Below are 7,311 nucleotides of genomic sequence, written 5' to 3'. Positions count from 1 at the left end.
AGGTGTTCGATCGTGCGCTGACCTACGCCAACGTGATCAACTCGCCGTCGTCCAATGTGATGCCTGATGACGTGGAGGTCTATCGTCGCTGCCAGCAGGGCAACATGACGCGTGGAGGCGAATGGGTCAGCTTGCATCGCTACCTTGGAACGGACAAGTCCACCGACGACGGCATGGTTTCCACCAACGGAACAAGCGAATTGCCGATGCGAAATCAGTTCGCCACCTGGAAGAAGTACATGCTGACCACACCATCCAAACCTGTTCATCTGCTGCGGCAGGACAAGGAGGCTGGCTGTGCAACTGCTTGATCGCCGCTTCGATGTCTCTACGGCGCCTGTGTCGCAAGCTTCCCTGTCGGTCGAAGCGCGCCGCATCATCGAGGACTTTGTGTTTCGCGAGGCCCGTCTGCTTGACGATCGCCAATTTTCGGAATGGTTGGGTCTGTGGACCGACGACGGCCGCTATTGGGTGCCGCGCTTCCACGGACAGGCCGACCCCTTCGAGACCGTTTCTCTTTTCTGGGAGGACCGGATGTTGCGCGAAGTCAGGGTGCGCCGCCTGGAAAACGCGCGCAACTGGTCGCAACAGCCGGTGACGCGCAGTGCGCATGTGGTGGGGGGCGTGACGATCGAAGGCCTCGATGCGGATGGCCACCTCATTGTTCGATCGAGCTTCCAGTTGACCGATTGGCGCCTGGAGCAGCGCCAGCTCGCTGGTGCGGTGTTCCACAAGTTGGCTGCCTCGCCCGAAGGCGGCTGGAAGATCGTGCTCAAGCGCGTTGACCTCGTGAACTGTGACGCCGTGTTCGGCAATCTGGAGGTTTTCATTTGATCGCCAAGCGTTCCATCAGGCAGCGTCGCATGCAAGGACTGCAATCATGAACGCGGCTTGCGAGAGCGGTCGACTGAAGGGTCGGGTCGCCATCGTGACCGGCGCCACACAGGGCCTGGGTGCCGATATTGCGCGGGGACTTGCCGCGGACGGCGCTACCGTGTACGTGCTCGGGCGCGGCAGGGAGGCCGGCACGGCCGTGGCGACTTCGATCGGAGATGGTGCGATCTTCATGGAAGTCGATATCACGGACGACCAGGCAATCGATCGTTGCATCGGAGCGGTCCTTGCGCGCTTCGGGCGTCTCGACTTGCTGGTCAACAACGCCTGCAGCTACGACGACGACGGTCTTGCGTCGAACCGTGAGCAATGGCATCGCACGCTCGGCGTCAACCTGGTGTCGGCCGCGATCTTCACGCAGAAAGCGGCGGAACACATGGCGCCTGGAAGCGCCGTGGTCAACATCACCAGCACAGGCGGAAAGTTCGGCGCCGACGGCCGTGCGATCTACCCGGCTTCAAAGGCCGCTTTGATCCAGATCACGAAGAACTTCGCGGTGACGTTGGCGCCGCGCGGAATTCGAGTCCTTTCCGTGTCGCCGGCGTGGACCTGGTCGCCGTCGGTCGAACGCATGAGTGCCGGCTCCATCGAGACTGCGGACGCGGTCGGCGCACATTTCCATCCCTTGGGTCGCGTCGGCCGGGGCGTCGAAGTCGCCCGCGTGGTGGCGTTTCTCGCCAGTGCGGAGGCCTCATGGATGACGGGCGTCGACGTGCCTGTGGATGGCGGCTTCTCCATCCTGGGGCCGGACCGTGGCGTTTCGCCGCGGGTCTGGTTCGAGCGGTTGGGCCCTTCGGTGGAGTAGCAACGTCTAGTCAAGCGTCGCAGGTCAAGGCCTTGGCATTCGCGGTCCCGTCGCGAGGATCATCGCGACAGAGAGGCGTACGCGCGGCGTCGGGAGGCCGTTGCTCGTTGCCAGGCGCGTTCCCGGTTCCATCACTTGATCGAGCACTCGCCTGCGAACGGGTCTGAGTGCTGAGTGAGCGCCGTGCCCACCAGCTTGTTGCCGATCTTGCCTGCAGCGTCCTTCTGCACCACTCGCATGTAGATGTTGTGGATCGGATACTGATTGGTGTTGAACGCGAAGGGGCCGCGCACGGAAGCGAAGTCGGCCTTGCGCAGCGCAGCCCTGAAGGCGTCGCGGTCCTCGATCTTCCCCTTGACAGCGCTTACGGCGCTGTTGACGAGCATCGCGGTATCGAAGGCCTGCGAAGCGTACATCGTGGGGGTTCGGCCGTACGCCTTCTGGAACTCGGCGACGAACTTCTGGTTGGCCGGGTTGGGCAGATCGGCCGCCCATTGCGACGCGTTGAAGAGCCCGACGATCGGATCGCCGATGCCCTTGATCGTGTCTTCGTCCGCCGAGAAGCCGGGCGCCAGCAGAGCGACATCCTTCGACAGGCCTGCGGCGTCGAACTGTTTGATGAAGTTGACGCCCTGCCCACCCGGGAGGAAGAAGAACACGGCGTCGGGCTTCGAAGCTTTCAGCGTCGCCAACTCGGCGGCGTAGTCGAGTTGGTTGAGCTTCGTATAGATCTCCTCCACGATCTCGCCCTTGTACTGGCGCTTGAATCCGCCCAGTGACTCTCGGCCGCCGGGATAGTTCGGGGCGATCATGGCGACGCGCTTGTAGCCTTTCGAGGCGGCGAATCGACCCATCGCTTGGGGAATGTCCTCGTTCTGCCAGGCGATGGCAAAGAAGTTCCGGTTGCACTTGGCGCCCGCGTAGTCTGCCGGCCCGGTGTTGGTGCTGAGGTAGACCGTGTCGTTGGCCAGAATGCCCGGGAGAACGGGCAGGAGCACGTTGGAATAGACAACGCCGGTCACCAGGTCGACCTTGTCGCGCTTGAGGAAGCGCTCGACGGACTGGCGGGCGCTTTCCGGGTTCTGCTGGTCGTCGACCACCGTCATCTCGACCGGCAAGCCACCCAGATTGCCGCCGTTCAGCTTGACGCCGAGCGCGAAGCCGTCGCGCACCTCCTGGCCCGCTGCCGCGCCGGGGCCCGACAGTGTCGTGAGAAATCCGATTTTGATCTTTTCGGCCGAGTGCGAGGCCGACGCGCATGCGAAAAGCCCGCAGAGCATTGTGAGGCGGAGGGCGGGGGCGAGCATCATGACTGTTCTCCAAAGAGGGGCGAGGATGCTTGGCAGTCTAGGGATGGGCGCCCCGCACAGATATCCGCAAACGACGGTGAAGCGCTGTGGATTTGTCCGTTTCTGGCGATCAGAAAGGCTTCAGATGAAGAGCGCGGCCACCTCCTCCGGCCCGGGCGCGTCGGCCTGGAGCAGCAGGGCGTCGCCCGCATGCTCGCCCTCCTCATCGGGGCCTGCCAGCGGATCGCGCGGGGCCAGGCGCGTGCGCACGAGGGCATCGGCCAGCAGCAGGCGGCGAGCGTCGACGCCCGGCTGTGCACCTTCCCAGGCCAGCAGGATGGCCGCGCAGGCGTAGTACAGGCCGCTCGCGGCGCGGCGCACGTCGCCTTCATGCCGGGCATTCGCCGCCACCGATTCGGCCAGCGCGATCGCGCGGTCCAGGCTGGTCTGCAGCGTCTGGCGCAGGCGCGCCGGGATGGCCGTGCCTTGTTCCAGGCGCGCGGCCAGGATGCTCCTGAGCGCGTTCTGGGCGCCGTTCTTGCGCACCGCGCGCTGGATGGCGTCGAGCGCGTTGATGTTGCTGGTGCCTTCCCACAGCACGCCGATATGGGCGTCGCGCACCAGGCGCGCATTGACGAAATCCTCGATGTAGCCGTTGCCGCCGCGCACTTCCATGGCGCCTGTCGCCACCACGATGTTGTCGCGACAGGCGCGGAACTTGATGAGCGGCGTGAGCAGCCGCAGCGCGTCGCGCGCCGTGGCATCGCCCAGGTTGGCCTTGTGCATCACGTCGGCGGTGGCCATGACCATCGACAGCGCTGCTTCGGTCGGCAGCATCAGCTTGAGCAGTTGCCGGCGCAGCAGCGGATAGGCGATGACGGGGCTGCCGAAGGCCGAACGGTGGCGGGCGGCCTGCATCGCCTCGTTCAGGCAGCGCCGCATCATGGCCGCAGCACGCACCGCGTGCGACAGACGCGAGAGATTGACCTGCTCCATCATCTGCTTGAGGCCCTGGTCGAGCGCGCCGACGGGGTAGGCGAAGGCGCCATCGAGCCGCAGCTCGCCGCTGGCCATCGAACGGGTGCCCAGTTTGTCCTTGAGCCGCACGATGCGGTAGGTATTGCGGCTRCCGTCTTCCAGCCGTCGCGGCATCGCGAACAGCGCCAGGCCCTTGGTGCCGGCGGGCGCGCCTTCGGGACGCGCAAGGATGAGGGCGATGTCGGCGTCGGTGTGCGAGGAGAACCATTTCTCGCCGAACAGGTGCCATCGGCCATCGATCTCCCGGGCCACCGTCTCGACCGCGCCGACGTCGGAGCCGCCTGCCTTCTCGGTCATGAACTGCGTGCCCTTCCACAGCGTCTCCATGTCGTCGCTGAGCATCCGCGGCAGGAGTTTTTGCTGGAGTTCGGCGCTGCCGTACTTGCGGATCAGGTGGATGGAGGTGTCCGTCACGCTGATGGGGCACATCTGGCCGAACTCGGACTGGACGAACAGATACTGGAAGGCGTACTTGGCCAGCGCAGGCAGCGGCTCGCTGCAGCCGAGCACGCCGGCGCGATGGCCCATGGCGTGGAACTGGAAATCGCCGAAGGCGATGTGTTCCATCTCCTGGTAGGCCGGGTGGTAGTCGATCCAGTCCTCGTCCTCGCCCCAGCGCGTTCGCGCATGCAGCACGGGCGGATTCTTGTCGGCCACCGTGGCCAGCGCGTTCAGGCGTCCCCCGGCCAGCTGGCCCATGCGCTCGAAATGCGGTTGCAACTGCCGGCGCTGGTCGGCTGGAAGGTACAGCGCCAGCAGGTCCTGAAGGCCCCGGTCCATCGCGTAGAAATCCAGCCCTGCGCAGTCCGGTGCGAGATGCTGCGAGCTCTGGTTCGACGTGGCGGGACGAGGGCGTACGTATTCGGAGTAGTTCGGTTTGAAGGACATGGTCACCTCGAGATCAGGAAGGGAAGAGCGGCCGGCGGAGCGCGGCCTCAGATCACGCCGGCGGTGCGCAGGCGTTCGATCTGATCGGTCGACAGGCCCAACGCATCGCCGAGCACCACCTCGGTGTGCTCGCCCAGTTCGGGCGGGCCGACGCGGTAGTCGATCGGGGTCTCTGAAAAACGCATCGGACTGGCGACGGCGGGAAAGGTGCCGCCGCTGGACAGCGGGATGTCGACGCGGATGCCGCGCTCGCGCACCTGCCGGTCTTCGAAAGCCTGGCCGAAGTCGTTGATCGGTCCGCAAGGCACGCCGGCGGCTTCGAGGCGTTCCAGCCAGTGGGCCGTGGTGTCGCTGCGCATGATGTCGCCGAGTTGGGGCAGGAGCTGGTCGCGRTTGACGAGACGGCCCGAGACCTTCGCGAAACGCGGGTCTGCGCTCAGCTCGGGCCGGCCGATGGCGTGGCAGTAGGACGCGAACTGGCCGTCGTTGCCGACCGCCACCACGATCTGGCCGTCGCTGCTGGCGAACACCTGGTAGGGCACGGCATTGGGATGGGCGTTGCCGTAGCGTCGCGGCATCCGGCCGGACACCAGGTAATTCACGGCCTGGTTGCTGTTGAAGGCCATCGCGCAGTCGAGCAGCGCCATGTCGATGTGCTGGCCGCGGCCGCTGCGTTCGCGCCAGGCCAGCGCAGCCGTGATCGCCAGGCTCGCGTACATGCCGGTCGTGACGTCGGCGACCGCGATGCCCACTTTCTGCGGCCCGCCGCCGGGCAGGTCGTCGCGCTCGCCGGTGATGCTCATGAGGCCGCCCATGCCCTGGAACACGAAGTCGTAGCCCGGCCGGTGGCTGTAGGGGCCGGTCTGGCCGAAGCCGGTGACGGAGCAATAGATCAATCCGGGATGGGATTCCCTGAGATCGTCATAGGCCAGCCCGTAGCRCGCCAGTGTCCCGACCTTGTAGTTCTCCACCAGCACGTCGCAGGTGGCGGCCAGGCGCCGGATGATGTCCTGGCCTTCGCGGCTTGCCAGGTCGACCGTGATCGACTTCTTGCCGCGATTCGTCGATGCGTAGTAGGCCGAATCCTGGCGCTCCGGATGGTCGCCCGAAGGCAGCCATGGAGGTCCCCAGCCGCGCGTCTCGTCGCCCACGCCGGGCCGCTCGACCTTGATGACCTCGGCGCCGAGGTCGGCGAGATTCTGCGTGCACCAGGGGCCGGCGAGTACGCGGGAGAGGTCGAGCACCCGGACGTGCGACAGCGGCTTGATCGTCTGTGCCTGCATTCAGTCCGCCTTGATGTGCGCGTCGGCGATCACCTTGCCGTAGCGCGCGCTTTCTTCGCGCATGTAGGCCGCGAAGGCATCCTGGTAGTAGCCGACGGGTTCGGCGCCGTTGCTCAGCAATTGCTTTTGCACTTCGGGCTGCGCGAGCACCTTCTCGATTTCGGTCGCCAGCTTCGCGACGATGGCGGGCGGCGTGCCCGCGGGCGCCACCAGGCCGACCCAGGCGGACATTTCCATGCCCGGATAGCCAAGCTCCGCCACGCTGGGCACCTCGGGCAGGGCGGCCGAACGCTTGCCGCTCATGACGGCCAGGGCGCGCAGCTGCCCTCCGTTGATCTGCGGCACGCCGGTGAAGGCCGGCTCGAAGGTCATGGAGACCTCGCCGGCCATCACCGCGGCCTTGGCGGGCGCGCTGCCCTTGTAGGGCACGTGCAGCACTTCCATCCGGGTTCGCGTCCTGAGCATTTCGCCGGCCAGATGGGCGCTCGAGCCATTGCCGTAGGAGGCGTAGCTCAGGTCCCCGGCCTTGGTGGCGCCAAGCTTGACGAGCTCGTCGAGCGTCTTCGCCTTGACCCCGGGATGGACCACGATCACGCTCGGCGCCGCAGCCACCAGCGCGATCGGCGCAAAGGCCTTGACGGGGTCGTAGCGCAGGTTGGGGTAGAGCCATCCGTTGATGGTGAGCGTGGTGTTGGTGGCGGCCAGCAGGGTATAGCCATCGGGCTTGGCGCCGGCAACGGCCTCGGCGCCGATGATGGTGGCCGCGCCCGGCTTGTTTTCCACCACGACCGGCTGGCCCAGTCGCTCGCCCAGCTTCTGGCCGATGACGCGGGCCACGACGTCGGTCATGCCGCCCGCCGCGTACGGGACGATGACGCGGATGGGCTTGTTCGGGTAGTCCTGTGCATGCGCTGCAGTGGCAGCGAGTGCCGAGGCCGCAAGGGCGGCGCAGGCTGCGACGATCCTGGTTTTCAAGTTTGTCTCCTTTTATGGGTCTGCTGCGCGCCATGCTTCGGGAGTGCCGATCGGCGCGCTGGTCGAAATTCTTGCCGCGCCGATTTTTCTGGTCCAATACATTTTTTCGCCCCATTGATCCACGGATTGGATAAATCGA

General features: G+C 65.8%; 6 protein-coding genes and 1 pseudogene. 3 read left to right on the top strand and 4 right to left on the bottom strand.

Annotated features, from left to right (window positions below):
* The 3 genes and pseudogenes from AC1D2K_RS04950 to AC1D2K_RS04940 form a co-directional block, all read left to right on the top strand.
* Nucleotides 1–311: pseudogene (locus AC1D2K_RS04950) on the top strand (ribosomal subunit interface protein); the annotation flags it as partial.
* The gene (locus AC1D2K_RS04945) at nucleotides 298–834 is read left to right on the top strand and encodes an aromatic-ring-hydroxylating dioxygenase subunit beta (protein WP_478086761.1); all 537 of its coding nucleotides are present in this window, start codon (nucleotides 298–300) and stop codon (nucleotides 832–834) included. The pseudogene AC1D2K_RS04950 and the gene AC1D2K_RS04945, both read left to right, overlap by 14 nt.
* 46 nt (nucleotides 835–880) lie before the next feature.
* Nucleotides 881–1,699 (top strand): SDR family oxidoreductase, encoded by an 819-nt coding sequence (locus AC1D2K_RS04940; protein WP_478086759.1) that lies wholly within the window; start codon nucleotides 881–883, stop codon nucleotides 1,697–1,699.
* A gap of 131 nt (nucleotides 1,700–1,830) precedes the next feature.
* On the opposite strand, the gene AC1D2K_RS04935 is transcribed toward AC1D2K_RS04940, so the two are convergent.
* The 4 genes from AC1D2K_RS04935 to AC1D2K_RS04920 form a co-directional block, all read right to left on the bottom strand.
* Complete coding sequence (locus tag AC1D2K_RS04935) at nucleotides 1,831–3,009, bottom strand: ABC transporter substrate-binding protein (protein ID WP_478086757.1); 1,179 nt, start codon at nucleotides 3,007–3,009, stop codon at nucleotides 1,831–1,833.
* Nucleotides 3,010–3,129: 120 nt separating this feature from the next.
* Nucleotides 3,130–4,914 (bottom strand): acyl-CoA dehydrogenase family protein, encoded by a 1,785-nt coding sequence (locus AC1D2K_RS04930; RefSeq protein WP_478086755.1) that lies wholly within the window; start codon nucleotides 4,912–4,914, stop codon nucleotides 3,130–3,132.
* A 47-nt stretch (nucleotides 4,915–4,961) separates the two neighbouring features.
* Complete coding sequence (locus AC1D2K_RS04925) at nucleotides 4,962–6,197, bottom strand: CaiB/BaiF CoA transferase family protein (RefSeq protein ID WP_478086753.1); 1,236 nt, start codon at nucleotides 6,195–6,197, stop codon at nucleotides 4,962–4,964.
* Nucleotides 6,198–7,172, bottom strand: a complete 975-nt coding sequence (locus tag AC1D2K_RS04920) for a Bug family tripartite tricarboxylate transporter substrate binding protein (protein WP_478086751.1) — start codon at nucleotides 7,170–7,172, stop codon at nucleotides 6,198–6,200. It lies immediately after the preceding gene.
* Nucleotides 7,173–7,311: the final 139 nt, after the last annotated feature.

The sequence above is a fragment of the Variovorax sp. P1_H12_2 genome (assembly GCF_056405335.1).
The sequence above is the reverse complement of the archived record's forward strand: the minus strand, read 5'-3'. Positions and strand labels throughout refer to the sequence as shown.

What these genes read in the sequence shown, in the direction of transcription:
- AC1D2K_RS04935 (WP_478086757.1), bottom strand. Translation starts at nt 3,009, where the DNA reads ATGATGCTCGCCCCCGCCCTCCGCCTCACAATGCTCTGCGGGCTTTTC.
- AC1D2K_RS04940 (WP_478086759.1), top strand. Translation starts at nt 881, where the DNA reads ATGAACGCGGCTTGCGAGAGCGGTCGACTGAAGGGTCGGGTCGCCATC.